We start from the raw sequence: 25,599 nt of genomic DNA on the forward strand, positions 1-25,599 counted from the left end.
GAGTGAGTGATCAGGGGGTGGCCACCGCACGGTCACCGGAACGCCGTGGCGTTGCGTTCGGCCCAGGCCGCGAAGCTGCCCGGGGCGCGGCCCAGGACGCGTTCGACATCGGGGCTGACCTGCTGCTCGTCCTCGGTCGGTGTGCCCAGGATGGCCAGGGTGCCTTCGACCACGGGCGGCGGCATGAACCGCGACATCAGTTCCCGGGCCTCCGCGCGGGTCTGTTCGGTGAAGCGCACCGGTTCGCCCAGCGCGGTCGCGATCGCGGCCGCCCGCTCGCGCGGGGTGGTCGCGGCGGGGCCGGTCAGGGTGTAGGTGGCCCCGAGGTGAGCGCCGGGCCGCAGGGCGGCGGCGGCGACCGCGGCCACGTCGGCGGGGTCGACGAAGGGCAGCCCGACATCACCGAACGGCGCCGCGGCCTCCCGCCCGGCGCGGATCGACTCGGCCCACGCGAAGGCGTTGGTGGCCATCCCGCCCGACCTCAGGACCGTCCAGTCGAGCCCTGAGTGCTGTACGGCCGCCTCGAACTGGGCGGGGTGCCGGTATGCCTCCGGGCGGGTCCCCACGCCCTGGGTGGACAGCAGCACCACCTTGCGGATCCCGGCGGTCTTCGCCGCGTCCAGAATGCCCTGCGGGTCCTCGCCGGCCACCAGCAGGAACAGTGCCTTGCCGCCCTCGAACGCGGCCCCGAGCCCGGCCGGTTCGGCCAGGTCGGCGGCCACCGCCCGGACCTCCGGCGGCACATCGGCCTGGGTGATGTGCCGGGCCACCGCCGTCACCGGCAGCCGGCCCTCGGCGAGCATCCGTACCAGCGCCCGCCCGACGTTTCCGGTCGCACCTGTCACCACGAACATGTCGATCTCCCCGGTCGCGAAATTGAGTTAGTTAGTTGACTGACTGACTCGATGGGCAGGACGCTAGCACAAGCCGGCCCTCGGCTGTCTATAGTGAGTCGGGTGACTGACTCAATGGATTCCCGGCGCCCTCCCGCAAAGGCGAAGGCGAAGGCCAGGGCGGCCGGCAAACGGCAGCAGCTGACGGCGGCGGCGGCCCGGGTCCTGCACGAGCAGGGCGTGGAGCGCACGACCATCGCCGACATCGCCCGCGCCGCCGACGTCCCGGCGGGCAACGTGTACTACTACTTCAAGACCAAGGACGAACTGGTCGAGGCCGCCCTCTCCGAGCACGTCACCCACCTGGAGACCCTCACCGGCGGGCTGGACCAGCTCCCCGACCCGCGCGAACGCCTCAAGGGGCTCATCGACGCATGGGTCGGCCAGCGCGACACCACGGCGCGCTACGGCTGCCCCACGGGCACTCTCGCCGCGGAGCTCGACAAGCGGAGCGAGGGTGGCCTCGACCTCTCGGCGGGCCGCGTCATACGGCAACTGCTGGACTGGGTGGAACAGCAGTACCGCCACATCGGGGTGGCCGACCCCGAGGGTCACGCGCTGGCGCTCGTCGGCGCCTACCAGGGCATGTCCCTGCTCTCCAACGCCCTGCGCGACCCGGAGATCATGGCCCGCGAGGGCGCCCGGCTCACCCGCGGGATCGACGCCCTGGGGTGACGCCCGCGCGTCAGCCCGCCGCCATCTCCCACAGCAGCAGCTCCGCCGGCGAACCCGCCAGCACCTCCCAGTCCTTGGCGTCCGTGATGCGGGCCGCGTCGCCCGGTCCCAGCTCCTCGCCGTCCAGCTTGATTTCACCGCGGACGACATGGACGTACACGAAGGGCGCGTCGGGAAGTGCCGTCCGCTCCCCCGCCGTCAGGCGGCGTACGTGGAGCATGGCGCCGGCCTCGGGGACGGCGTACGGCGTGGAGTCCGCGATGCCGTGGACGATCTCGTAGGACGGATCTCCGCCCGGCGTGAGCGGGGCCAGCCACATCTGGACGAAGGTGAGCGGCTCCGGGCCGTCATTGCGTTCCACGTGGCGGACGCCGCCCGCCGAGCTGAGGCGCTGGACGTCGCCGGGGCGGACCACCGACTCGTGCCCGGCCGAGTCCCGGTGGGTGAGCTCGCCCTCGACCACCCACGTGATGATCTCGGTGTGGCTGTGCGGGTGCTCGTCGAAGCCGGCGCCGGGGGCGAGCCACTCTTCGTTGCAGGCGATCACCGCGCCGAAGCGCAGGTTGTCCGGGTCGTAGTGCGGGCCGAAGGAAAAGGCGTGCAGGGAGGAGATCCCGGCCGCCGGGTCCCCTCCGCGGTAGCGCTCTTCAGCGCGGCGGACGTCCATCACATCCACCACCGTAGCCCCGGCCCGGCGCCGTACCCCGCGCTTACTTGCGACCCGCCGCCGCACACCTCCGTCCTGATAAGGCAGTCTTGTCCCGTGCCCGAACCCGAATCCAGCAACACCGAGCGCCGAGTGCGCGACATCCACGCGCACACCGCGACCCTCAAGCGGCTGGAGAAGTCGTCCGGCAGTCTCGCCGCCCAGGCCATCGCGCGGATGGACGAGACGCTGCCGTGGTACCGGGCCATGCCCCCGGAGAACCGCTCCTGGATCGGTCTCGTCGCCCAGGCCGGTATCGCGGCCTTCACCGAGTGGTTCCGGCATCCCGACGCCCCCCAGGCCATCTCCACCGATGTGTTCGGAACCGCGCCACGCGAGCTGACCAGGGCGATCACCCTGCGCCAGACCGTCGAGATGGTGCGCACCACCATCGAGGTCATGGAGAGCGCCATCGACGAGGTGGCCGCCCCCGGTGACGAGAACGTGCTGCGCGAGGCCCTGCTCGTGTACGCCCGTGAGATCGCCTTCGCCACCGCCCAGGTGTACGCGCAGGCTGCGGAGGCACGGGGTGCCTGGGACGCCCGGCTGGAATCCCTCGTCGTGAACGCGGTGCTCTCCGGCGAGGCCGACGAGGGCGCCGTCTCCCGCGCCGCCGCTCTCGGCTGGAACTCGCCCGAACATGTCTGCGTGGTGCTGGGTACGGCGCCCGACGGTGACAGCGAGCTGACGGTCGAGGCCATCCGGCGGGCCGCCCGGCACGCCAAGCTGCAAGTACTGACCGGTGTGCTCGGGGACCGGCTCGTCGTCATCGCCGGCGGCAGCGACAACCCGATCGCCGTCGCCAAGTCGCTGATCGGGCCGTACGCCGCCGGACCCGTCGTCGCCGGGCCGATCGTGCCCGATCTGCTCGCCGCGACCCGCTCCGCGCAGGCCGCCGCCGCCGGGCTCAAGGCGTGTTTCGCCTGGCAGGACGCCCCGCGGCCGGTTCTCGCGGACGATCTGCTGCCGGAGCGCGCGATCGCCGGAGACCCGTCCGCCCGCGAGCAGCTGGTGGAGGAGATCTACAGACCGCTGGAGGAGGCCGGCTCCGCGCTTCTGGAGACGCTCGCCGTCTATCTGGAACAGGCGAGCAGCCTCGAAGGCGCCGCCCGGATGCTCTTCGTTCACCCCAACACCGTGCGCTACCGGCTCCGACGTGTGACTGACGTCACCGGATGGTCGCCTTCGGATGTACGCTCCGCCTTCACACTGCGAATCGCGCTGATCCTGGGGCGTCTGGCCGATGGAGATCCGCAGACCTAGGCTTTTGTCGGGGACCTACAATTCCCCTTCGTGTTCTTCGTCCCTGTCCCCACGGGCGGTCGTGGCCGTCCACAAGAGAGAGTGTGAGAGTGCTCGTACTCGTCGCTCCCGGCCAGGGCGCTCAGACGCCCGGCTTCCTGACTCCTTGGCTCGACCTCCCCGGCGCCGCCGACCGCCTCGCCGCGTGGTCGGACGCCATCGGGCTCGACCTTGCCCACTACGGCACGCAGGCCGACGCGGACCAGATCCGGGACACGGCTGTCGCGCAGCCGCTCCTCGTCGCCGCCGGACTCCTGTCGGCCGCGGCACTCGGTGACATCGTTCCCGGTGCCGTCGCGGGCCACAGCGTCGGCGAGATCACCGCCGCCGCCTTCGCGGGAGTGCTCGACGACACCGCCGCGCTGCGGCTCGTCCGCAAGCGGGGCCTGGCGATGGCCGAGGCCGCCGCGATCACGCAGACCGGTATGTCGGCGCTGCTCGGCGGAGACCCGGAGACGACGGTTCCGCACCTGGAGAAGCTGGGGCTGACCCCGGCGAACGTGAACGGCGCGGGCCAGATCGTGGCCGCCGGCACGATGGAGCAGCTGGCCGCCCTGGAGGCCGACAAGCCCGAGGGCGTACGCCGGGTCGTGGCCCTGAAGGTCGCCGGCGCGTTCCACACGCATCACATGACCCCGGCGGTCGACGTGCTGGCCGAGGCCGCCGCGGGGCTGTCGCCCGGCGACCCGAAGATCACGTACGTCTCGAACAAGGACGGCCGGACGGTCGACACCGGTTCCGAGGTCCTCGCGCGCCTGGTCGGCCAGGTCGCCAACCCGGTCCGCTGGGACCTGTGCATGGAGACCTTCAAGGAGCTCGGCGTGACCGCGCTGGTCGAGGTGTGCCCCGGCGGCACCCTCACCGGTCTCGCCAAGCGCGCCCTGCCCGGCGTCAAGACGCTGGCGCTGAAGACCCCCGACGACCTCGACGCGGCTCGCGAGCTCATCGCCGAGCACAGCGCGGCGTAAGGAGCCCCGGAGAATGTCGAAGATCAAGGCACCCAAGGGCGCTCCTTTCGCACGCATCCTCGGCGTCGGCGGCTACCGCCCCGTCCGGGTCGTGCCCAACGAGGTGATCCTGGAGACGATCGACTCGTCCGACGAGTGGATCCGTTCGCGCTCGGGCATCGAGACCCGGCACTGGGCGAACGACGAGGAGACCGTCGCCGCGATGTCGATCGAGGCGTCCGGCAAGGCCATCGCCGACGCCGGGATCAACGCCGACCAGATCGGCGCCGTGGTCGTCTCCACCGTGTCGCACTTCAGCCAGACCCCGGCCGTCGCCACCGAGATCGCCGACAAGCTCGGCACCAACAAGGCCGCCGCCTTCGACATCTCGGCCGGCTGCGCGGGCTTCGGCTACGGCCTGACGCTCGCCAAGGGCATGGTCGTCGAGGGTTCGGCGGAATACGTCCTCGTCATCGGCGTGGAGCGGCTGTCCGACCTCACCGACCTGGAGGACCGTGCGACGGCCTTCCTGTTCGGTGACGGCGCGGGCGCGGTCGTCGTGGGCCCCTCGGACGAGCCGCACATCGGCCCGACCGTGTGGGGCAGCGAGGGCGACAAGGCCGGCACCATCAAGCAGACCGTCCCGTGGGACCAGTTCCGCAACGGTGACATCTCCGCCCTTCCGCTCGACTCCAAGGGCGAGATCAAGTTCCCTGCGATCACGCAGGAGGGCCAGGCGGTGTTCCGCTGGGCCGTGTTCGAGATGGCGAAGGTCGCCCAGCAGGCGCTGGACGCGGCCGGAATCACCTCGGACGACCTGGATGTCTTCATTCCCCACCAGGCCAACGAGCGGATCATCGACTCGATGGTGAAGACACTGAAACTGCCGGCGCATGTCACGGTCGCCCGCGACGTACGCACCACCGGCAACACGTCGGCCGCCTCGATCCCGCTCGCGATGGAGCGGCTCCTGGCTACCGGCGAGGCGAAGAGCGGCGACACCGCGCTCGTCATCGGCTTCGGGGCGGGTCTCGTGTACGCCGCCACGGTCGTTACCCTCCCCTAGGCACACCGTCCGGATCTTTCCGGCCGGAGTACCGCCACACCCTCTGGATACATACCGAAGGAGCGCCTGACATGGCCGCCACGCAGGAAGAGATCGTCGAAGGTCTCGCCGACATCGTCAACGAGATCGCCGGCATCCCGGTCGAGGACGTCCAGCTGGACAAGTCCTTCACCGACGACCTGGACGTCGACTCGCTGTCCATGGTCGAGGTCGTCGTCGCCGCCGAAGAGCGCTTCGACGTCAAGATCCCGGACGACGACGTCAAGAACCTCAAGACGGTCGGCGACGCGACCTCCTACATCCTCAAGCACCAGGCCTGATCTTCCGATCACCTGGGCTGAGCGCCCTGGTTCGCCTGGGCCTTGTGCCCGGGTTCACCTGGGCTGATGCCCCGCCACCCGGCGGTGGCGCCGCTGAATCCTCGTATCCGTTGGAGAAAGAATTCCCGTGAGCCCGACCAATCGCACCGTGGTCGTCACCGGTATCGGCGCAACCACACCGCTGGGTGGCGACGCAGCCTCTACCTGGGAGGGCCTCGTCGCCGGCAAGTCCGGTGTACGCCCTCTTGAGCAGGACTGGGCCGCCGACCAGGCGGTCCGCATCGCGGCCCAGATCGCCGTGGAGCCGGGCGAGGTCATTCCCCGCCCGCAGGCCCGCCGCCTCGACCGCTCGGCGCAGTTCGCGCTGATCGCGGCCAAGGAGGCCTGGGCGGACGCCGGTTTCACCGACAAGGCGGGCGAGGACGCGAGCGTCGACCCCGACCGGCTCGGCACGGTCATCGCCTCCGGCATCGGCGGCGTGACGACCCTGCTCGACCAGTACGACGTGCTGAAGGAGAAGGGCGTACGCCGTGTCTCCCCGCACACCGTGCCGATGCTGATGCCCAACGGCCCGTCCGCCAACGTGGGTCTGCTCGTCGGCGCCCGCGCCGGTGTGCACACGCCGGTCTCCGCCTGCGCCTCGGGCGCCGAGGCCATCGGCTACGCCATCGAGATGATCCGCACCGGCCGTGCCGACGTCGTCGTCGCCGGTGGCACCGAGGCGGCCATCCACCCGCTGCCCATCGCCGCGTTCGGCAACATGATGGCGATGTCCAAGAACAACGACGACCCGCAGGGTGCCTCGCGCCCCTACGACGTCGCCCGCGACGGCTTCGTCCTCGGTGAGGGCGCCGGCGTCCTCGTCCTGGAGTCGGCCGAGCACGCCGCGGCGCGCGGTGCCCGGGTATACGTGGAAGCGGTCGGCCAGGGCATCTCCTCCGACGGCCACGACATCGTGCAGCCGGAGCCCGAGGGACGTGGCATCGCGCAGGCGTTGCAGAACCTGCTCGACAGCACCGACCTGGACCCGGCCGAGATCATGCACGTCAACGCGCACGCGACCTCGACCCCGGCCGGCGACGTCGCCGAGCTGAAGGCGCTGCGCAAGGTCTTCGGCGACGACACCGACCACTTCGCGGTCTCCGGCACCAAGTCGATGACCGGTCACCTCCTCGGTGGTGCGGGCGGCATCGAGTCCGTCGCGTCCGTGCTCGCGCTGTACCACCGGGTCGCGCCGCCGACCATCAACGTCGACAACCTCGACCCCGAGGCCGAGGCCAACGCGGACATCGTGCGCGGTGAGGCGCGGAAGCTGCCGGTTGAGGGCCGCATTGCTGCCCTGAACGATTCGTTCGGGTTCGGTGGGCACAACGTGGTGCTGGCGTTCCGGACGGTCTGATTTTGGCTTAGCTGTACTGAACGGTTGTGGCCCGGACTCCTTGGTGGAGTTCGGGCCACATCTGTTTGTGGGGTGGGTGCGGGTGAGTGGGGGCTGGTCGCGCAGTTCCCCGCGCCCCTAAAGGGGCGCCTCACACCACCTGGTGGAGCCAGCGCACCGGGGCGCCCTCTCCCGCGTAGCGGAAAGGTTCCAACTCGTCGTCCCACGGCTTGCCCAGGAGTTTGGCGAGGTCGGACTCCAGGTCCGTCTCGCCGCGCTGGGAGCGCAGGAGGGCGGCGCGGAGGCGGTCCTCGGGGATGAGGATGTCGCCGTGGATGCCGGTGACCGCGTGGAAGATGCCCAGTTCGGGGGTGCAGCTGTAGCGCTCGCCCTCGGCGGTGGGGCACGGTTCGGCGGTGACCTCGAAGCGCATCAGGTGCCAGCCGCGCAGCGCGGAGGCGAGCTTGGAGGCGGTGCCGGCCTCGCCCTTCCAGGAGAACTCGGATCTCCAGGTGCCCGGCGCGGCGGGCTGCCGGATCCAGTCGAGGTTCACGCGCGTGCCGAGCACCCCCGCGACCGCCCACTCGACGTGCGGGCACAGCGCGCGGGGCGCGGAGTGCACGTAGAGAACTCCACGTGTCGTCACTGGGGCCTCCGGACAGAGCGAGACATCTTGTAACTTAGCGGAACGGCAGTGGCAGGGCGGCCACGGGGCGAGGCTACCGTGCGGCGGCGCAAGGAGTGTGACGTACCGTCGGTCCCAGCGCCCAGAAACACTGAGGTTTCACCCATGGGGACGCGGTACTGACCGACCGTGTCCGACGCGATGCCGGCCAGTCGTGTCCGACGGGTGCTGATCAACCCTGTAAAACGAACGAGGGGACCAGGGGATGCGGAACCGCAGTCACCGTTCACGGGCCGTCCTCGCCATCGCGGTGGCGGCTCTTCTGGGTGCCGCCGGGTGCGACGCCACCGGTGGCAACTCCCCCGCGCCAAGAAGCACCACCGCGAAGGCGCTGCCCTCCCCCAAACCCACGCCCACCTGGGACCGCAGCCCGGAATCCGTCGCCGCGGTCGGTGACTCCATCACCCGCGGCTTCGACGCGTGCACCGTGCTGTCCGACTGCCCCGAGGTGTCCTGGGCGACCGGCAGCGACGCGCAGGTCAACAGTCTCGCCGTACGGCTGCTCGGGAAGGCCGGGGCCGCCACTCACAGTTGGAACTACGCGGTGACCGGCGCGCGGATGGCGGACCTGCCCGGACAGATGGCTCAGGCGGCGACGAGGAAGCCGGAGCTGGTCACGGTGATGGCGGGCGCCAACGACGCCTGCCGCTCGTCCGCGTCGGCGATGACCTCCGTGGCCGACTTCCGTGCCGAGTTCGAGGACGCGATGGACACGCTGCGCAGTGCCCTGCCCAAGACTCAGGTGTATGTGTCGAGCGTGCCGGACCTGAAGCGGCTGTGGTCCCAGGGCCGCACCAACCCGCTGGGCAAGCAGGTGTGGAAGCTGGGCATCTGCCCCTCGATGCTGGGCGACCCGGACGCCCTGGACACGGCGGCGACGCTGCGGCGCGGCAAGGTGCAGGACCGGGTGGAGGCGTACAACAAGGTCCTTGAGGACGTGTGCGCCCAGGACCGGCGCTGCCGCTTCGACGGGGGCGCGGTCTTCGACTACCGCTTCGGTACGGATCAGTTGAGTCACTGGGACTGGTTCCACCCGAGCAAGGACGGACAGGCGCGGCTCGCCGAGATCGCTTACCGCACCGTCACCGCACGCAGGCCCGTGACCTAGGGTTTCCCTCATGAGCGAACTTTTCGGCACACTTTCCGACGGCACCCCCGTCCACCGCTGGACGCTGGAGCGGGCCGGGGTCCGGGTGCGTGTGCTCACGTACGGCGGGATCGTGCAGTCGGTCGAGGTTCCCGACCGGGACGGGCGGGTCGTGGACGTGGTGCTGGGCTTCCCGGACCTGGCGGGTTACGTCGCCCATCCGGAGCCGTACTTCGGGGCGCTGGTCGGCCGGTACGCGAACCGGATCGGGGGCGCCCGCTTCCCGCTCGACGAGGTGACCTACTTCCTGGAGCCGAACAACGCGCCGAACTCCCTGCACGGCGGCAGCGGCGGTTTCGACAAGCGTGTGTGGGACGCGGAGCCGGTCGAGCACGGGGTGCGGCTCACCCGGGTCAGTCCGCACGGCGAGGAGGGCTTCCCGGGCAGCCTGGAGGTCTCCGCGACGTACACGCTCGACGAGGGCGGCGCGCTGCGGATCGCGTACGAGGCGGTCACCGACGCGCCGACCGTGGTGAACCTGACGCACCACACGTACTGGAACCTGAGCGGCTCGGGCAGCGCGGGCGGGCATGAACTCCGCCTCGACGCTTCCCGGTTGACGCCGGTTGACGCGGATCTGATCCCCACCGGGGAGTTCGCCTCCGTCGAGGGCACGCGGTTCGACTTCCGGCAGTCGCGGAAGGTCGGCGCCGGGTACGACCACAACTTCGTGCTCGACAAGGGGATCAGCGAAACCCCCCTGGAGATCGCCGAGTTGTACGACCCCGCCTCCGGGCGCGTGCTCACCGTGGCGACCACCGAACCCGGGGTCCAGCTCTACACCGCCGACCACCTCGACGACTCGCTGCCGTACGCGCCCGGCGACGGCATCGCCCTGGAGACCCAGCACTTCCCCGACTCCCCGAACCGGCCGGAGTTCCCGAGTACGGAACTGCGGCCGGGCGGGGTGTACAGGTCGGCGTCCGTGTTCGGATTCGCCGTGCGTGACTAAAGCGGTCTCAGGAGTTCCGGAGGCTACGCGTTCTCGCCGCGCATCCGCTTGGTCGCCTTGCCGAGGACGGACATGGCGCCCAGGCAGATCGCGGTGACAGTGCCGCCGATGGCGATGGGGAGCGGATCGAAGCCCTTGATCCCGTTGAACAGGATCAGCGCCCCCAGCCCCATGATGACCGAGTACAGGCTCTGGCCGACCCTGGCACCGGCCGGGACGACCTGGAGCAGCTGGGGGATGGTCGTCGCGGCGGCGATCCCCATGCCGAGCGGGATGAACGCGGCGAGCATCAGGCCGCCGAAGCCGAGCGAGTTCCCGTACGCGCCCCAGTCGGCGCCCTTGACGAGCAGATAGCCGACGGCGCCCAGGGACAGCAGGACGAGGACGCCATTGACGTACGCGGCCTGCGTGGCCGCCTTGCGGGCGCTGGGCAGATGCGCGGCCGGGGAGCGCCAGGCGTCCGGGGTGAGCCGGCGCAGCTGCTCCTTGAGGCCCCGCGCCTTCAGCAGCGAGAGGACGCCGACGACCAGGCCGACGAGGCCGAGCGCGGTGCCCGCGAAGCCGACCGGCTTCTCGGTGATGCCGTAGTGGGCGCCGCCGAAGGTCAGCGGGATGCCCAGGACGAAGCCGTACGCGTACACCTTGGTGGTCTTCTGGATCTGCACCACCAGCTCGCGCTGGCCCGCGCTCAGATTCGGGTCCAGCCTCATCTGGCCCTCACCCAGGTTCTGTTGGGGGGCCATCGGCTGCTGGGGGTAGCCCTGCTGCTGCGGCGGGTAGGGCTGGTACGGCTGTTGCGGCGGGTACGGCTGCTGGGGGTAGCCCTGCTGGGGCGGGTACGGGCCCTGCTGTTGCGGCGGGTACGGAGCCTGCTGCTGGGGCGGGTAGTAGGGCTGCTGGCCCTGCGGCGGACCCTGCTGGCCCTGCTGGCCCTGATAGGGACCCTGCCGGCCGCCGTACGGGCCCGGCTGCTGCGGCGGGTACGGACCTTGTTGCTGACCTGGATACATGCGCTTCTCCCCCGAACAGGCGTGTGTCGGCCCGCGAGTCTGCCACACCTGGCTGAAACGGCGAGCCCCGGTCCGGAGGTCAGGTTCCGGACCGGGGCTGGTCTTGAGGGCGTTGTGCGCCGTTACGCCTCGATGATCGTGCTCAGTCGGCGGTCCATAAGGGAACGACCTGCCTGAACCTCGTACGAACCCTTCACATATGCCCACGAGCGGGCGTTCTCATCCCAGACCTCGAAAGCGCGGCGCGGAAGCTCGACGACGGCCTCGACGCTCTCGCCCGGTCCGGCCGCCACACCCGCGAAGCCCGCGAGCCGGCGGGCGGGCCGCTCGGCGTCGGCCTCCACCGGGGCCAGGTAGACCTGGACGACCTCGCGCCCGGCGCGCTCGCCGGAGTTGCGGACGCGGATCGTGGCGGTCGTCCCGTCGATCTCGATCGACTCGTACGTCCAGTCGGTGTAGCCGAGGCCGTGCCCGAAGGCGTACGAGGGGGTCTTCCCGGCCTTCTCCCAGGCGCTGTATCCGATGAACACGCCCTCGCTGTACGGGAGTTCGCCGTCGGCCGGGATCACCTGGGTGACCGGGGCGTCCGCGAAGGAGCCCCAGGTGCTGGGCAGCCGGCCGCCCGGCTCGTGGGCGCCGGTGAGGACGTCGGCGAGCGCGGCGCCGCCCTCCTGGCCGGGGAACCAGCTGAGCAGTACGGCGGCGACCTCGTCGCGCCACGGGAGTTCCACCGGGGAGCCGGAGTTGACGACCACGACGGTGTTCGGGTTGGCGGCGGCGACCGCGTGGACCAACTCGTCCTGGCGGCCGGGGAGTCGGAGGTCCTTGCGGTCGAAGCCCTCGGACTCGACGCGGTCGGTGGTGGCGACCACGACGACGGCGGTGTCGGCGGCGCGGGCGGCCTCCACGGCCTCGGCGATCAGTTCGTCCGCGTCGCGCCACGGCTCCTGGTGGGCGAGCGAGAAGCCGACGACCTTCATCGGGATGCCCTCGGGGAGCCTGACCACGTGGGTGAGGGAGACCTCGACCGGCTCGCCCGCGGTCAGTTCGGCCTGGGCGCGGGGCACCGGGGCGCCGAAGAACGCCTCGAAGGGGTCGTCCTTGTCGGTGCGCTGGGCGTCGTCGAAGTACGTCGTGCCGTCGACGGTAAGGGTGAACGCGCCGAGGCCCTTGATGCCGAAGGTGTGCGGGCCGGAGTCGCGCGGGGTGAAGGTTCCCGTCAGCTCGACGGAGTGGAGGGTGTCGTGGGTGACGCCCTCGGGCAGGTCGTCGCCCATCCACTGGATCTGACCGTTGGGTGCGGAGCCGCTGCCGATGATCTCGCCGTTCGCGTCACGGCAGACCGCGCGCAGCTCGAACCCCTTGTCTGCGATGGCGAGTTCCTCGGTCGGGTCGGCGCCGACGGTGTACGTCAGGCTGCCCTCGGGGAGGGCGGTGATGAGGCCGTCGAGGGGGGAGACGACATGGGAGGGGAAGACGGTGGCGGAGCCGCCGCCGAGGACGCGGGCGTCACGGGCGGCGGCGCCGGCCAGGGCCACCGTGCCCGGCTTCAGGGGCAGCGCCTTGTTCCCGTCGCGCGCCTCGTTCCGTACGAGGACGAAGGAGCGGCGGGCGATCTCGCGGGCCAGCGCCTCGCCGTCGACGGGAGCGGGCAGCTCGGTGACGACCGGCTCGGCGCCCTCCAGGATGCCGACGCGGGCGGCGAGGCGCAGGACCTTGCGGACGGCCTCGTCGACCTTGGCCTCCTCGACCTCGCCGGCGCGCACGGCGGCGGCGAGCGGTGCGCCGTACACGGTCTGCGGGCCGGGCATGGCGACGTCGAGGCCGCCCTCGATCGCGCCCTTGGTGGACCGGGCGGCCATCCAGTCGGAGACGTTGAAGCCGTCGAAGCCCCATTCGCCGCGCAGGATCTCGTTCACGAGGTAGCGGTGCTCGGACATCGTGGTGCCGTTGACCGAGTTGTAGGCGGTCATGATGCCCCAGGGGTGGGCGTTCTCGACGATGGTCTCGAAGGGGGCCAGGTACAGCTCGCGCAGGGCGCGTTCGGAGACGACGTTGTTCACCGTGAAGCGGTCGGTCTCGGCGTCGTTGGCGACGAAGTGCTTGACGGTGGTGCCGACGCCGCCGGACTGCACGCCCTGGACGTATCCGCTGCCGATCGCGCCGGTGAGGTACGGGTCCTCGCTGTACGCCTCGAAGTGGCGGCCGCCGAGCGGGGAGCGGTGCAGGTTGACGGTGGGCGCGAGGAGGACGTGGACCTTCTTGCGGCGGGCTTCCTGGGCGAGGAGGGTGCCGGCGCGGCGGGCGAGGTCCGGGTCCCAGGTGGCGGCGAGCGCAGTGGGGGACGGGAGCGCGATGGACGGGTCGTCGGCGGTCCAGCGGACACCGCGGACGCCGATCGGGCCGTCGGACATGACCAGGGACTTCAGCCCGATCTCGGGGAGCGCGGGCAGCGACCACATGTCCTGGCCGGACAGCAGCCGGGCCTTCGCGTCCAGGTCGAGCCTGCCGAGCGCCGCCTCGACGGCCGCCTCGCGCGCCTCGTCGGCCGGGGTGGGCCGGGTTCCTGGGGTTCCCGCCATCGCAGTGCCTCCTCGTTGAGTCCGTTCGGTGGCTCCATCCTGCACCCGTTACCTGTAGAGCGGTAGGTTTCGTTACTTTGCCGTTATATTGAGGGTGATCGGATGCCGTACGGTGACGCCATGAACGCGAGGACCAGGAGTGAGGAGCGCCGCGCGGAGATCGTGCGGGCGGCCCTTGAGGTGATCGCCGAGCGCGGCTACCGGGGCGCGAGCCTCGCCTCGGTCGCCGAGCGCGTGGGCCTCACCCAGCAGGGGCTGTTGCACTACTTCCCGACGAAGGACGCGCTGCTCGTCGCCGTGCTCCAGGAGCGGGACCAGTGGGACGCGGTGCCGGACACCCAGTGGCGGGTCGATCTGCTCGCCTCGCTCGTCGAGTACAACGCCATGCGGCCCGGGATCATCCAGACCTTCTCGGCCCTGCTCGGCGAGAGCGTCACCGAGGGGCATCCGGCGCGCGGCTACTTCACCGAGCGGTACGCGCGGGTGCGCGCGAGCATGGCGGCGGTCCTGCGCACGGAGTACGGCGACCGCCTGCCGAACGGCCTCACCCCGGAGCGCACCGCCCCGCTCCTCGTCGCGGTCATGGACGGCCTGCAGTACCAGTGGCTCCTGGACCCGGAGTCGGTCGACATGCCGGGCGCGTTCCGGGACTTCCTGACCCTGCTGGGCGAGAGCTGAACCCGCCCGCTACTGACCCCAGTTGACCGCCAGCGTCTTGCTCACCGCACAGACGGCGGCGAAGGCGATCGCCCAGCCGTAGGCCCCGGCCAGGACCAGGGCGGCCACCCCGGCCCCGAACCAGAGCAGCTCGAAGCCGACACGGACCGCCCCGCGCGTCTTGTACGTCGCCTTCTGCGAGCCGAACAGCGCCCACAGCGCGATCAGCACGGCCGGCGCGCCGAGCCCGAGGAGCCAGGCGAGCGGCATGGCCACATCACGGGTGAAGCCCCAGTACCCGGCGGCCGCGAGGGCACCGAGTTCGATGAGGAAGAGGACGCCCAGGTTCGCTGCCTTCATGCGCGGCAGTATCACCCGGAAGGGATCACTCCGGCCCCGGAAGAGATCACTTCCCTGCGGCGGCCACCGCGGCCACCACCTCGACCTCGATCAGGGCGTCCGGCTTGAAGAGGCGCGCGGCCTCGAAGGTCATGCTGGTGGGGGCGGTGCCGGTGAGGAACTCCCGGCGTACGGCGCCGTATTCGTGGAGCTTGTCGATGTCGGTCAGGTACGTACGGATGTTGATGATGTCGGCGAGCGTCGCGCCGTGGGCCTCCAGCAAGGCGTCGATGGCCTCGAAGACGCCACGGCTCTGCGCGGCGAGGTCCGCGCCGTCGGCGACCTGGCCGGAGAGGTACAACAGGGCGCCGCCGCCGGGGAGTTGGACGCGGGCGACCTGGGAGTAGTAGGCGTTGGCGGGCTGCGGTGCGGAGGCCGGGTTGTCCAGGGTGATCTGCATGGCGTTCCCTCAGCGGGCTCAGTGGGAGTGTCAGTGGGCTCAGTGGGAGTGACGGATGTGGGCGACGGCCTTCGCGATGTCGGCGTGGGTGACGTCCGGGTCCGCGGCGGCACGCTTGAAGTGCTCCAACACCGCGTCCATGACCGGGAGTCGGGCCGCCTTGGTTGCCAGGTCGGCGTCCTTCACGGCGAGCGAGGTGTCGAAGTGCACGTCTTCGGCGAAGGCCCGGCCGACGACACCACCGAGCGGGCCGTTCGCGAGGGTGGTGCGCGCGGTGTCCTCGTCGATGCCGAGGGCGTCCGCGAGGACCATGGCCTCCGCGACGAGGGCGACTCCGCCGATGACCGCGGCGTTGACGACCAGCTTGAGCGCGGCGCCGGAGCCGAGCGGTCCGGTGCGGGTGACGGTGCCGAAGTGCGCGAGCACGCGCTCGACACCGGCCACGTCACCGCCCGCGAGGATGCCGAGCCGGCCCGTGGCGGCCTTGTCGGTGCTGCCCATGACGGGCGCGTCGACGAGCGTCACGCCCTCCCCCAGCCGGGCGGCCAGCTCCTTGACCACGTCCGGGCCGACCGTCGACATCTCCACCCAGTACGCGCCCGGCCGCAGCTCCGGCACGACGGCGTCCGCCACCGCGTCGAGCGCGGCCGGGTCGGCGAGCATCGTGATCACCACGTCCGCGTCCCGCACCGCCTCGGCCGGGGAGGCGGCGAGGGTCGCGCCCTCGGCGACGAACGGCTCCGCCTTCGCGGGAGTCCGGTTCCAGACCGTCAACGGGTGCCCCGTACCGAGGAGTTGGCGGGCCATGCCCGCACCCATGTGACCGAGTCCGAGAAATGCGATCTTTTCCATGTACGGGACGCTAGGCGCGCAGCCGCGATGCGACAAGCGAATGTCTAGCATGAGTGCCATGCCGAACCCGCATGCCGTAACGCCGCACGTCGCTCCCGCCGTCGCTCCCGTCACCGCTCCCGTCACCGCTCCGGACGCCGCTCATGACACCCCCGACCTCTCCACCACCTGGCTGCGGGTCTTCCTCGACGTCGCCCGGCTCGGTTCGTTCACCGTGGCCGCGCGGACGCTCGGGTGGACGCAGTCCGCGGTGTCGCGGCAGATCTCCTCGCTGGAGGCGGCGCTCGGCGGGGCGCCGCTCTTCGACCGGCTGCCCCGGGGCGTACGGCTGACGGAGGCCGGGCGGGTCCTCGTGCCGCACGCCGAGTCGGTGGTCGAGCAACTGCACGGCGCCGGGCGGGAGCTGGCCGCACTGCGGGAGGCGGCGGGCGGGCGGCTGCGGGTCGGCGCCTTCGCCACGGCGGACGCGGCCCTCGTACCGCGGGCCATCGCGGCGTTCCGTGCCCGCCGTCCCGGGGTCCGGCTCACCCGCGAGGAGGGCTTCACCCCCGTACTCCTGGACCGGCTGACCGCCGACCACCTCGACCTGGCAGTCGTCTCGACGACGGGCCGCGCCCCGCTGGACGCGTACACCCTGCACCACCTCCTCGACGAGTCCCTGTACGTCGCCGTCCCCGCCGGTCATCCGCTGGCCGCCGAGCCCTCCGTACGCCTTCCCCAACTCGCCGACGCCGACTGGATCTCCGGCGGCTCCCGCCCCGAGGGCACCCTCCTCGACGCGGCCCTGCGGCACGGGTTCCGGCCGCGCGTCGCGCATGTCGTGGCGGAGTGGACCGCCAAGCAGGGGTATGTCGCCGCCGGTCTCGGCGTGACCCTGATCCCGGCGCTCGCGGCGGAGTCCGTACGGCCGGACATCGCGCTGCTCCCCGTACTCGACGAGGACGCGCCGGCCCGGGCGGTGTACGCGGCGACGGTACGCGGGCGGTCCCTGGCACCGGCGGCGGAGGCGTTCCTGGCGGCGCTGCGGGAGTCGGCGGCGAGGATCCCCGCCTGAATGATCTGAGGGTCACGTGATCCTCAGAGCACCTGAACCTGGGGGGCCCGCGATCCTCAGGGCACGTGATCCCCAGGGGTCACACGCCATGGCGTACGCCCCGTCCGTCACGGGATACTTCGGCCGTCCGACAGCTCCCCACGGCGACGGAAGGCTTGAACTCCCTTGACTCACATACGTGCACGGATCGGCGTCCTCGGACTGGCCCTGGTGGCGGGGCTCGCGACAGCACCCGACGCGTCGGCCGCCGCCTCCTCCCCCACGGTCGAGGAACAGCGGCTCGACAAGGCCGCGCCCCAGGAGATCCTGCGCCGCTCCGGATTCGACACCGTGACACCGGAGTTCGCGCGGGTGCTGGGCCGGGCCGACTCGTACACGCAGGCCCGGCACGTCGTCGTACAGCAGGGCGCGCGGCTGTGGCGGCGGGCCGTCGACCGGGCGCAGGGCCGGGGTCCGGCGGGCGGGGATCTCAGCCGGGACGACGACCGGCCGCTGTACTGGGCGCGGCTCGGCATGACACGTGAAGTACGCGCGTGGGAGCCGGAGTTCGGCCTCACGGACGCCCAGCGCGCCCAGCTCCTTGACGCCCTGGAGCAGAACTCGCGCGGCCAGAACGCCATCCGCTACCCGCACACCAAGGGCGTGAAGCGGATCCTGGTCACCGGCTTCGACCCGTTCACGCTGGACCGCGACATCCGGATCTCCAACCCGTCCGGGGCCACCGCGCTCGCCCTCGACGGTACGACGATCCAGACCGCGGACGGGCCGGCGCGCGTCGAGACCGCCGTGTTCCCGGTCCGCTGGCAGGACTTCAGCGACGGCATGGTGGAGCGGACGCTGCGCTCGTATCTGCCGCACGTGGACCTGTTCACGACGGTCAGCCAGGGCCGCGTCGGCCGCTTCGACGTGGAGCGGACCAACGGGGCCTGGCGGGGCGGCTACCCGGACAACCTGAACCTCCCGGTGACCGAGACCGTTCCGGTCACCGACCCGGCCTCGCAGCCCCAGTGGACGTCAACGACCCTCCCGTACAAGGAGATCGTCGCCGCGAACACCGGCCGCTTCCCCGTGTACGACAACACGTCGGTGACCGAGATCCCGGCGGGCGGAACCGATCCGGTCGTACGCCCCGACGGCCCGACCGAGGGCTCCACGGCCCGTGCCGGGGGCGGCGGCAACTACCTCTCCAACGAGATCGCCTACCGTGCGACGCTGCTCCGGGACCGGCTCGGGCTGCACGACAGCCTGCCGGGCGGGCATGTCCACACGCCTGTGCTGCAGTTCGGCACAGGGAACACGGACCCGGCGACGGGCACGGTCACCGACGCCGAGTTCGTACAGAACAGGCTCGACATCATCGCGCAGGTGCGGGCGATCCTGACGGTGGCCGTGGACACGGGCGCGGGGGCGTCCGCCGTCAGTGGGACGGCGCGAACGCGAGGCTGACGCCGAGGCCGGCCAGGACGGAGCCGATGACCTTGTTCAGGACCTTCTGGCCGCGCAGCATCAGCGTGCGCATCCGGTCGTGCGAGAAGAACACGGCGACGACGCCGAACCACAGCAGGTGGGCGAAGGACATGAACAGCCCGTAGCCCACCTGCTGGTAGACCGGGGTGCCGGGGCTGACGACCTGGGCGAAGGTCGACACGACGAACAGGGTCGTCTTGGGGTTGAGGACGTTGGTGAGGAAGCCCGTCCGCAGGGCGGCGAGCGGCGTCAGGGCCGTCTTGTTCTCCAGGTCGACCTCGACCTCGCCGCGCGTACGGAAGGTGCGTACGCCGATGAAGACGAGGTACGCCGCGCCGATCAGCTTGATCATGGTGAACAGGGCGGTCGAGGAGGCGATCAGGAGCCCCACGCCGAGCATCGTGTACGTCACGTGCACGAGGACGCCGGCCGCGACGCCCGTGGCGGCGAACAGTCCTGTCCGGCGGCCGTAGAGATAGCTGTTGCGGACGACCATGGCGAAGTCGGCGCCGGGGGCGATGACGGCCAGGACGGTGATGACGGCGACGGCGAGTATCTCGGTCACGGGGTGGCGCCCTCCTGTGTGGAAGCGTCTGCTGCGGACTCGTCTTCGGGGTCGGCCTCGGGGTCGTGGTCGTCCTCGCCGGTTTCCTCACCGAGGAGGTCGCGGGCCATGAGGGTGGCTCCCGCCACGGCGCCCGGCATCAGGAACACCGCGACGAACGGGACCAGAAAGGCCAGGCCCAGAGGGGTGCCGAAACCCCACACCAGCATCTTGCGGGAGCGGAGCAGGGTGAGGCGTTCGCGGAGGTCGACGCGGCGGCGTTGCAGGGCCACGGCGGTGAGTTCCTCGGTGAGGAAGAAGCCGGTGACGAAGAAGCCGATCACCGGGACGACGGTCTGGCCGATGAACGGGACGAAGCCGAGGGCGAAGAGGAGTGTGGCCCAGAGGACGGCGCGTACGACGATACGGAGGCTGTCCCGTGCCGAGATCCACAGTTCGCGCCAGAGGGGGAGGCCTGACTCGGGTGCGGTGCCGTCCGGGGAGACGTCGCGGTCCACCTTCTCGGAGAGGTTCTCGTAGAACGGCTGGCCTATGAGGAGGGTGACCGCGGTGAAGGTGAGGACGGCGAGGAGGAGGGCGAGGGCGAACAGTACGGCGGTGAGGAAGCCGCGGAACAGTCCCGCCCAGGGGCTGGACCAGTCATCGGCGAACGGGGTGGCCCAGGTGACGAAGTCCTCGCCGTACAGGGCGAGTCCCACCAGTGCCCCCACGTACAACACCAGCGTAATAAGCCCCGGCACCAGCCCGAACCCATACTGCTTCCCATGCCGGGCCACCCACCGCTGCCCCTGCACCAGGTAGTTGAACCCCACCCCAAGATCGCGCATGGGGGAACTTTAGCTTTCTCGCCCCCGCCGCCCCTACCCGTCCCATCCCTGGGGGCTGCGCCCCCAGACCCCCCTAAAAGATTGCGCAGTTCCCCGCGCCCCTTAAGGGGCGCGGGGAACTGCGCGAGCAACCAGGCGGGCGGGGGATCGCGGGGCGAAGCCCCGCGCCTTCAGGGGCGCGGGGAACTGCGCAATCTTTTAGACCAGCCCCCACCCACCCGCAGCCGACCCACAAGGGCGGCGGGGGCGAGCTACACCGGGGTCACCGCCACCACCACGCCCCGCTCAGCCGCAGGCGACACCGCCGCCGAGACACGCACCGCCGCGGCCCGGGCCACCCGACCCGCCCGGTAGGCCGTGGCCAGCATCAGGGGCTGGAGCTGTTCGAGGGTGGAGACGAGGAGCTCCTCACCGGCGATGAGGAGGGGCTGGGCCGTCCTGATGGCGGTGGCGGCGGCTTCCGTGAGGTCGGCGAGGGGAGGGAGGCCCGCGCGGATGACACCGGCACCGGCGGCGGACGCGCGCTCCGCCAGGGCCACCTGGAGCGGGAGAAGCGGCGCCAGGGCCGACGTCAGCGCGTCGGCGATGCGGCGGAGTTCGGGTGACGAGTCGCGCAGGACATCCGCCGCGGCCCGTATCACCGGGGTCAAGGCCAGGAGCGCCCCCGCCACGACCCCCGCCGCCGCGGGCAACAGCGGCGACGACGCCTCCACCAGCTCCCCCAACGCGTCGGCCGCCTCCTCCACCGCGGGCGCCACCGCGTCGAGGATCGGCAGCAGACTGTCCCCCATCGCGGCGAGCAAGGCCTGAGCCGGTTCGCTCACGGGGTGCACCGCGAGCGGCGCCCCGCTGGTGCCCAGCCGGGTGAGCGTGTCGACGATCCGGTAGAAGGCTTCCTGCGCCTGCGGCGACGCGCTCGCCTCGGCCAGCTCGGCCGTCGTCTCGCGCAGGACGCGCAGCGCCTCCGCCCCGGAGCCGTCCCGGGGATCGAAGGTGTTGATGGCGATTCTGGTGATGTTCCCCGCGGTGTCGAGGAGTTGGCCGGTGATGTCGGTCGTGCTGCGCGCCATCCGCACCACGTCCTCCCTGCTGGGGAGCGACGGGAGCGACGGAATCGGGGACATGGGCTGGGCCCTCCTCGCCACGCCGGGTCTCGCCCTCAGCATGCCCGCTCCCGGCCCCACGTGATGCGCCATCCGGGGCATCCATGACACCAGCCGTGACGGGAACGCCCTCTTGTTGCGGAAGAGTCGAACAGGTACACCTCGCCGTACCGATCTCAGGAAACTCTCAGGACCACCGACCCCAGGGAATTCCCTCAGGAGGTACGACGCGTGCGCTTACCACCCGTCCTGGTCGCCGCTGTCCTCGCGACCACCACCGGCTCGCTCCTGCTCGCCCCCAACAGCGCCACCGCCGACCGCAAGCCGCCCGTCCGTGAGGGCTCGGCCCCGGCGGACAGTGCCGCCAGGGCTCCGGCGAGCGCGGCCCGGAACGCCCTCGCCGCTCCCGTCACCGATCTCTCCGCCGGCACCGGTGGCTACCCCCGCGAACAGGTCCTCGCCCCGGACCCGGAGAACCCCGCCGACAAGTCCATCAAGCTCGGCCTCACCCCGTATCACGCCATCGCCCCCAAGCTGAACGAACTTCAGGGCCTCGGCGACCGTGTGAGCGTCGAGGTCGCGGGCCGCTCGGCCGGCGGGCACCGGCTCTTCCTCGTCACCGTCACCGCCCCGGAGACCGCCCGTCAGACGCGCGCCCAGGAGCGTATGCGCGAGCTCATCGAGAACGCGCCCCAGGCGGCGGCCAAGGACACGGCGATCAAGGCCTCGTACAAGACGCCCGTCTTCTTCAACAACAACATCCACGGCAACGAGTGGGAGGGCACGGACGCCGCCCTCAAGCTGATCCAGCAGCTCGCGACCGCGCACGACGCGAAGACCACCGCCCTCCTCGCCCACAACCGGCTCTACTTCAACATCACCGCGAACCCCGACGGCCGTATCGCCGGCACCCGCACCAACGCCAACGGCTTCGACCTGAACCGCGACTTCATCACCGCCTCGCAGCCCGAGGTGCGCGCGATGCGGCAGATCGCGATCGACAAGCAGCCGGCCGTCATGCTCGATCTGCACGGCTATGTCAACGGCACCCTCATCGAGCCGACGACCCCGCCGCACGGCGAGAACTACGAGTACGACCTCTTCCTCAAGAACACCTACGCCAACGCCCTCGGCATGGAGGCCGCCGTCAACGGCCTCGGTTACACGCCCGCGAAGGACGGTGTCGAACCCGTCCAGATCCCGTTCCGCGACCAGCAGGAGGGCTGGGACGACTGGCCGCCGATCTTCACGCCCCAGTACGCGGCGTTCCACGGCACGGTCGCCGCGCACACCGTCGAGATCCCGATGACGGTGAACAACTCGGCGTACGACACTCTGCCGGTGGAGGAGCTGCGGCGCCGCTCGGCCATCAACGTGGACGTCGCGGGCGCCGCCATGCGCGCGACCCTCGACTTCGCCCAGTCCCACCGGACTTCGCTCATCGCCGACCAGATCGAGGTCTTCCGGCGCGGTGCGACGGGCGCCGCCCAGGTACCGGTCTCCGCCGAGACGGTCCCCGGCGTCCCGGGCATCGGCCCCGAGGACGTCTACACGACCGACTTCCCGCGCGCGTACGTCATCCCGGCGGGTGCCGCGCAGCGCTCGGCGACCGCCGCCGGCCGGCTCGTGGACCATCTCCTCGCCAATGACGTACGCGTCACCCGCGCGACCGGCGACTTCCGGCTCGCGGGACGGTCGTACGCGAAGGGCTCGTACGTCGTCGATCTGCGTCAGCCCAAACGCGGGCTGGCCAATGTCATGTTGGCGGACGGGCGGGACATCAGCGGCAAGGTGTCGACGATGTACGACATCTCGGGCTGGAGTCTGGGGCGCCTGTGGGGCGCGACGGTCGAGCGGGTGGAGAGCGGGGGTCTCTCCGCCGTTCCGCTGCGCGCGGTCGACGCCGCCACACGGGTCGGATATGTCGCCCCGCGCGGCGACCTCCGTCTCCGGCTCGACACTCCGCAGGAGATCGCGGCCCTCAACTCCCTTCTCCAGCAAGGAGTTTCCGTACGCCAGGACAGCGACGGCAGCGCGCTCGTGCCGTCCTCGGCCCGTGCGAAGGCGGTCGCGCTCGCCCGTGCGTACGACGTCGCCTTCGATGCGACGAAGGCCTCGGCAAAGGCCTCGACGAAGGCCTCGCAGGGGACCGCCCTGCATCGCGTGCGCGTCGCCGCCGCCGTCACCGCCGGTGAGCTCTTCGCCCTGCGCGAGATGAACTTCGACGTGGTTCCGGTGTCGACGGCGATCCTCGACGCGGGCTTCGACTGGTCCACGGTGGATGTGCTGTTCGTGTCGTCGGGGCTGGACCACTCGGCCCTCACCCCGGCCGCGCGGACGGCCCTCGACACCTTCCTGGCAACCCACGGCCTGGTCGGACGAGGAGCCACGGGCGCCGAGCTCAACGCCGCCGCCGGACTGCTCGCGGTGAAGCCGGTGGAGGGCAACGGGGACGCCAACGGCGTGGTGCGGGTAGTGAATTCGGGCACCGTCACCACCGGCGCCCCGGACCACAGCTTCGTGTACGCGCCGGTCTGGTTCACCGATCTCGGGCCCGGGGTCCGCGTCGAGCAGTCGTACGCGACCGGAAATCCGCTCGTCTCCGGGCACTGGCGGCCGCTGGACGACGGCACGGGAGGACCCACGGCGGCAGCCGGTCAGGCGGCGGTCGTCAGCGGCCCGCACGCGGTGCTGTTCGGCACGGAACCGCTCTTCCGTGACCATCCGAAGGGGGAGTTCCCGCAGGTGGGGAGGGCACTGCTGACAGTGTCCCGATCCTGAGCAAGGCTCCGTACGCGGGCTCCGTACGCGGGACTCCGTACGACGGAGGCCGCACCCCACGTCCTAGGGTGCGGCCTCTGCCGTATGCAACGAATGCGGTCAGGCAAGCGTCACGGTGATGTTGCCGCGGGTCGCCTTCGAGTACGGGCACACCTGGTGGGCCTTCTCGACGAGCGCGCGGGCGGTGGCGGCGTCGACGTTCGGGATGTCGGCGGTGATCTCGACGATGATCCCGAACCCGTCGTCGTTCTTGCCTATGCCGACCTTCGCGGTGACGGTCGAACCGGAGATGTCGGCGTTCTCCTGGCGGGCCACGACGCCGAGGGCACCCTGGAAGCAGGCGCTGTACCCGGCGGCGAACAGCTGCTCCGGGTTCGTACCGGCGCCACTGCCGCCCATCTCCTTGGGCGGGTTGACGACGACGTCGAGCTTGCCGTCGTCGGTGGCGACCCGGCCGTCGCGACCGTTCTCGGCGGTGGCGACGGCGGTGTACAGGACGTCGGTCTGCTGGATGGACATACGGTGCGTTCCTCCTTGGTCCGCCGCGACTCGCGCCCACGATCGCGACGACTTCGGAAAGAAGTTACCGTATGCCGGAAGTCCAGCGACAGGCCCCGCCCGGAGATGGCCCGGAGATCACCCGAGGTTCAGTCGGGGATCACCCGGAGATCGTCGGGGGCTCAGAGCTTGACGATCATCTTTCCGATGTTGTCGCCGCGCAGGACGCCGAAGAACGCCTCCAGGTTGTTCTCGATGCCCTCGACGACCGTCTCGCGGTACTTGAGCTCGCCGGAGCGGACCCAGGGGCCGACCTCCTGGACGAACTGCTGCTGCATGTCGTAGTGGTCGCTGACGAGGAAGCCCTCGATGCGGCCGCGGGTCGCGATCAGGCGGGCGAGGTTCTTCGGGCCGGGGACGGGCTCGGTGCTGTTGTAGACGGAGATCATGCCGCAGACGGCGATGCGGCCACCCTGGTTGAGGGAACCGATGGCGGCCTCCAGGTGGTCACCGCCGACGTTGTCGAAGTAGACGTCGACGCCGTCGGGGGCGGCCTCGCGCAGCTGCTCGCTCACCGGCCCGTTCTTGTAGTTGAAGGCGGCGTCGAAGCCGTACTCCTCGACGAGCAGCTTGACCTTCTCGTCGGAGCCCGCCGAGCCGATGACGCGCGAGGCGCCCTTGAGCTTGGCGATCTGGCCGACCTGGCTGCCGACGGCACCGGCGGCACCGGACACGAAGACGGAGTCGCCCTCCTTGAAGGAGGCGGTGCGCAGGAGCCCGGCGTAGGCGGTGAGACCGGTCATGCCGAGGACACCGAGGTACGTCGACAGCGGCGCGGCCTCCGGGTCCACCTTGACGGCCTGCTTGGCGTCCACGACGGCGTACTCGCGCCAGCCGAAGAAGTGCAGGATGTGGTCGCCTGCCTCGATGCCCTCGGCGTTCGAGGCGATGACCTCGCCGACCGCGCCGCCCTGCATGACCTTGCCGAGCTCGAAGGGCGCGACGTACGACTTGGCGGCGCTCATACGGCCGCGCATGTACGGGTCGACCGACACGTACTCGTTCCGTACGAGCACCTCACCCTCGCCCGGCTGCCGGACCTCGGCCTCGACCAGGGCGAAGTCCTCCGCCTTGGGCCAGCCGACCGGGCGGCTGACGATGTGCCATTCGCGGCTGACGGCGGGGAGCTGGGGGGTCTCGCTCATGAGGGTGCGCCTTTCCTGCGTGCATGCACGCTGCGTGCGTGCTACGGCTCTGACTGCTTCGGCTCTAATGCTTCGGCCCTAATACTTCAGTACCTGAAACAACCATGCGCCTGAATATTTCATGATGT

At 70.9% G+C, this 25,599-nt stretch carries 26 protein-coding genes; 13 read left to right on the plus strand and 13 right to left on the minus strand.

The window, feature by feature from the left end:
- Nucleotides 1-32 precede the first annotated feature (32 nt).
- Nucleotides 33-854, minus strand: a complete 822-nt coding sequence (locus tag AB5J50_RS15890; RefSeq protein WP_369258580.1) for an NAD(P)H-binding protein — start codon at nt 852-854, stop codon at nt 33-35.
- Between the two features lie 102 nt (nt 855-956).
- On the opposite strand from AB5J50_RS15890, the gene AB5J50_RS15895 reads away from it, so the two are divergent.
- Nucleotides 957-1,568, plus strand: coding sequence for a TetR/AcrR family transcriptional regulator (locus AB5J50_RS15895; RefSeq protein ID WP_369258582.1), 612 nt, complete (start codon nt 957-959; stop codon nt 1,566-1,568).
- Between the two features lie 10 nt (nt 1,569-1,578).
- Here AB5J50_RS15895 and AB5J50_RS15900 read toward each other — a convergent pair whose 3' ends face one another.
- The gene (locus AB5J50_RS15900) at nt 1,579-2,235 is read right to left on the minus strand and encodes a pirin family protein (RefSeq protein ID WP_330310078.1); all 657 of its coding nucleotides are present in this window, start codon (nt 2,233-2,235) and stop codon (nt 1,579-1,581) included.
- A gap of 96 nt (nt 2,236-2,331) precedes the next feature.
- Between AB5J50_RS15900 and AB5J50_RS15905 the strand changes: the two genes are divergently transcribed.
- From AB5J50_RS15905 to AB5J50_RS15925, 5 genes are all read left to right on the plus strand, one after another.
- Entirely contained in the window at nt 2,332-3,537 is a 1,206-nt protein-coding gene (locus AB5J50_RS15905) for a helix-turn-helix domain-containing protein (protein WP_327428403.1), read from the plus strand.
- A gap of 89 nt (nt 3,538-3,626) precedes the next feature.
- Nucleotides 3,627-4,544 (plus strand): ACP S-malonyltransferase, encoded by a 918-nt coding sequence (locus AB5J50_RS15910; protein WP_369258584.1) that lies wholly within the window; start codon nt 3,627-3,629, stop codon nt 4,542-4,544.
- Nucleotides 4,545-4,557: 13 nt separating this feature from the next.
- Nucleotides 4,558-5,589: a ketoacyl-ACP synthase III gene (locus tag AB5J50_RS15915; RefSeq protein WP_330304306.1), complete on the plus strand. Its 1,032-nt coding sequence runs from the start codon at nt 4,558-4,560 to the stop codon at nt 5,587-5,589.
- Between the two features lie 71 nt (nt 5,590-5,660).
- Entirely contained in the window at nt 5,661-5,909 is a 249-nt protein-coding gene (locus AB5J50_RS15920) for an acyl carrier protein (RefSeq protein WP_327428406.1), read from the plus strand.
- A 127-nt stretch (nt 5,910-6,036) separates the two neighbouring features.
- Entirely contained in the window at nt 6,037-7,308 is a 1,272-nt protein-coding gene (locus AB5J50_RS15925) for a beta-ketoacyl synthase (protein WP_369258587.1), read from the plus strand.
- Between the two features lie 130 nt (nt 7,309-7,438).
- Here AB5J50_RS15925 and AB5J50_RS15930 read toward each other — a convergent pair whose 3' ends face one another.
- Nucleotides 7,439-7,933, minus strand: coding sequence for a DUF3145 domain-containing protein (locus tag AB5J50_RS15930; RefSeq protein ID WP_369258589.1), 495 nt, complete (start codon nt 7,931-7,933; stop codon nt 7,439-7,441).
- A gap of 244 nt (nt 7,934-8,177) precedes the next feature.
- On the opposite strand from AB5J50_RS15930, the gene AB5J50_RS15935 reads away from it, so the two are divergent.
- The gene (locus AB5J50_RS15935; protein ID WP_369258591.1) at nt 8,178-9,080 is read left to right on the plus strand and encodes an SGNH/GDSL hydrolase family protein; all 903 of its coding nucleotides are present in this window, start codon (nt 8,178-8,180) and stop codon (nt 9,078-9,080) included.
- A 10-nt stretch (nt 9,081-9,090) separates the two neighbouring features.
- A complete protein-coding gene (locus AB5J50_RS15940; protein WP_369258593.1) occupies nt 9,091-10,071 on the plus strand; it encodes an aldose epimerase family protein in 981 nt (326 codons plus the stop codon).
- Between the two features lie 23 nt (nt 10,072-10,094).
- Here AB5J50_RS15940 and AB5J50_RS15945 read toward each other — a convergent pair whose 3' ends face one another.
- Together AB5J50_RS15945 and AB5J50_RS15950 are read right to left on the minus strand one after the other, a co-directional pair.
- Nucleotides 10,095-11,081, minus strand: coding sequence for a hypothetical protein (locus tag AB5J50_RS15945; protein ID WP_369258595.1), 987 nt, complete (start codon nt 11,079-11,081; stop codon nt 10,095-10,097).
- A 122-nt stretch (nt 11,082-11,203) separates the two neighbouring features.
- Complete coding sequence (locus tag AB5J50_RS15950; RefSeq protein WP_369258597.1) at nt 11,204-13,663, minus strand: glycoside hydrolase family 3 protein; 2,460 nt, start codon at nt 13,661-13,663, stop codon at nt 11,204-11,206.
- A gap of 102 nt (nt 13,664-13,765) precedes the next feature.
- On the opposite strand from AB5J50_RS15950, the gene AB5J50_RS15955 reads away from it, so the two are divergent.
- Nucleotides 13,766-14,341: a TetR/AcrR family transcriptional regulator gene (locus AB5J50_RS15955; RefSeq protein ID WP_327428413.1), complete on the plus strand. Its 576-nt coding sequence runs from the start codon at nt 13,766-13,768 to the stop codon at nt 14,339-14,341.
- Between the two features lie 9 nt (nt 14,342-14,350).
- Here AB5J50_RS15955 and AB5J50_RS15960 read toward each other — a convergent pair whose 3' ends face one another.
- The 3 genes from AB5J50_RS15960 to AB5J50_RS15970 are packed head-to-tail and all read right to left on the minus strand — an operon-like array spanning nt 14,351 to nt 15,971.
- Nucleotides 14,351-14,680 (minus strand): YrdB family protein, encoded by a 330-nt coding sequence (locus tag AB5J50_RS15960; RefSeq protein ID WP_327428414.1) that lies wholly within the window; start codon nt 14,678-14,680, stop codon nt 14,351-14,353.
- Nucleotides 14,681-14,726: 46 nt separating this feature from the next.
- The gene (locus AB5J50_RS15965; protein WP_369258600.1) at nt 14,727-15,119 is read right to left on the minus strand and encodes a RidA family protein; all 393 of its coding nucleotides are present in this window, start codon (nt 15,117-15,119) and stop codon (nt 14,727-14,729) included.
- A gap of 39 nt (nt 15,120-15,158) precedes the next feature.
- A complete protein-coding gene (locus AB5J50_RS15970) occupies nt 15,159-15,971 on the minus strand; it encodes an NAD(P)-dependent oxidoreductase (protein WP_369258602.1) in 813 nt (270 codons plus the stop codon).
- 49 nt (nt 15,972-16,020) lie between these two features.
- Between AB5J50_RS15970 and AB5J50_RS15975 the strand changes: the two genes are divergently transcribed.
- A complete protein-coding gene (locus AB5J50_RS15975) occupies nt 16,021-17,025 on the plus strand; it encodes a LysR family transcriptional regulator (RefSeq protein WP_369258604.1) in 1,005 nt (334 codons plus the stop codon).
- Between the two features lie 165 nt (nt 17,026-17,190).
- A complete protein-coding gene (locus AB5J50_RS15980; protein WP_369258606.1) occupies nt 17,191-18,471 on the plus strand; it encodes a pyroglutamyl peptidase in 1,281 nt (426 codons plus the stop codon).
- Here the strand turns inward: AB5J50_RS15980 and AB5J50_RS15985 are convergent.
- The 3 genes from AB5J50_RS15985 to AB5J50_RS15995 form a co-directional block, all read right to left on the minus strand.
- Complete coding sequence (locus AB5J50_RS15985; protein ID WP_369258608.1) at nt 18,443-19,057, minus strand: LysE family translocator; 615 nt, start codon at nt 19,055-19,057, stop codon at nt 18,443-18,445. The genes AB5J50_RS15980 and AB5J50_RS15985 overlap by 29 nt on opposite strands.
- Nucleotides 19,054-19,884, minus strand: a complete 831-nt coding sequence (locus AB5J50_RS15990; protein ID WP_369258610.1) for an EI24 domain-containing protein — start codon at nt 19,882-19,884, stop codon at nt 19,054-19,056. The genes AB5J50_RS15985 and AB5J50_RS15990 overlap by 4 nt, the downstream gene beginning before the upstream one ends.
- 251 nt (nt 19,885-20,135) lie before the next feature.
- Nucleotides 20,136-20,954: a hypothetical protein gene (locus AB5J50_RS15995; RefSeq protein ID WP_369258612.1), complete on the minus strand. Its 819-nt coding sequence runs from the start codon at nt 20,952-20,954 to the stop codon at nt 20,136-20,138.
- On the opposite strand from AB5J50_RS15995, the gene AB5J50_RS16000 reads away from it, so the two are divergent.
- Both AB5J50_RS16000 and AB5J50_RS16005 read left to right on the plus strand, forming a co-directional pair.
- The gene (locus AB5J50_RS16000) at nt 20,932-21,072 is read left to right on the plus strand and encodes a hypothetical protein (RefSeq protein WP_327428422.1); all 141 of its coding nucleotides are present in this window, start codon (nt 20,932-20,934) and stop codon (nt 21,070-21,072) included. The two genes, AB5J50_RS15995 and AB5J50_RS16000, sit on opposite strands and share 23 nt — an antisense overlap.
- Nucleotides 21,073-21,218: 146 nt before the next feature.
- Nucleotides 21,219-23,768 (plus strand): M14 family zinc carboxypeptidase, encoded by a 2,550-nt coding sequence (locus tag AB5J50_RS16005; RefSeq protein ID WP_369258614.1) that lies wholly within the window; start codon nt 21,219-21,221, stop codon nt 23,766-23,768.
- Between the two features lie 99 nt (nt 23,769-23,867).
- On the opposite strand, the gene AB5J50_RS16010 is transcribed toward AB5J50_RS16005, so the two are convergent.
- Together AB5J50_RS16010 and AB5J50_RS16015 are read right to left on the minus strand one after the other, a co-directional pair.
- Complete coding sequence (locus AB5J50_RS16010; RefSeq protein WP_327428424.1) at nt 23,868-24,287, minus strand: organic hydroperoxide resistance protein; 420 nt, start codon at nt 24,285-24,287, stop codon at nt 23,868-23,870.
- A 161-nt stretch (nt 24,288-24,448) separates the two neighbouring features.
- On the minus strand, nt 24,449-25,471 hold the full coding sequence (locus tag AB5J50_RS16015) for an NADP-dependent oxidoreductase (protein WP_369258616.1): 1,023 nt from the start codon (nt 25,469-25,471) through the stop codon (nt 24,449-24,451).
- Between the last annotated feature and the right edge of the window lie 128 nt (nt 25,472-25,599).

The sequence above is a fragment of the Streptomyces sp. R35 genome (assembly GCF_041053035.1).
GTDB classification, from domain to species: Bacteria; Actinomycetota; Actinomycetes; order Streptomycetales; family Streptomycetaceae; genus Streptomyces; species Streptomyces lutosisoli.